This window comes from Pseudogemmobacter sp. TB195 (genome assembly GCF_058313095.1).
In genome coordinates this window covers 1-673 of sequence record NZ_JBZEGG010000118.1, presented here as the reverse complement: position 1 = coordinate 673, position 673 = coordinate 1, and the positions used below count along the sequence as shown (strand labels likewise).

The following is a 673-nucleotide window of genomic DNA, read 5'->3' as shown; positions in this document are numbered from 1 at the left end:
ATGTCATCCTGGGCGGGGAAAGCCATGTCGCGCTGGCCGAGGGGCTGCAGAATGCCCTCTGGTCAGCGGGTGGCGCGCCGTATCAGCATCGCACGGACAGCCTGTCAGCCGCATTCCGCAACCTTGACGCCGCCGCCGGGATTGACCTGACCAGGCGTTACGAAGCGCTCTGCGCCCATTACCGGATGGAGCCGACCCGCAACAACCGTGGCGTGGCCCATGAGAACGGCGCCATCGAAAGTGCCCATGGTCACCTGAAGGCCGCGATCCGTGATGCGCTGCTGTTGCGGGGGACGGTCGACTTCCCCGATCTGGCAGGTTACCGGGCCTTCATCGACGAGATTGTCGGGCGCAGGAACGCAGCGCGGGCCAGGCGGATCGTGACGGAGCGGGCCTGTCTTCAGCCCCTGCCGGCAAACCGCACGACGGACTTTGAGGAAGTGATCGTCACGGTCTCAAGCACCGGGGGCTTCACCCTGCGCAAGGTCTTCTACACCGTGCCCTCCCGCCTGATCGGCCACCGGTTGCGGGTGCGCCTTTACGATGACCGCCTCGAAGTCATCATGGGCGGCTCTCATCTGCTGACGCTGCCCAGGGGGCGCGCCCATCCTGACGGCCGGCGTGATCAGGTGGTCAATTACCATCATGTCATCCATGCCCTGCGCAGGAAGCC

General features: G+C 65.5%; 1 protein-coding gene. It reads left to right on the top strand.

Features of this window, described 5'->3' with window-relative positions; genetic code table 11:
• Nucleotides 1-673: Mu transposase domain-containing protein (locus AC4FS3_RS28915; protein WP_491023405.1), on the top strand; the 673-nt coding region annotated here is incomplete at both ends.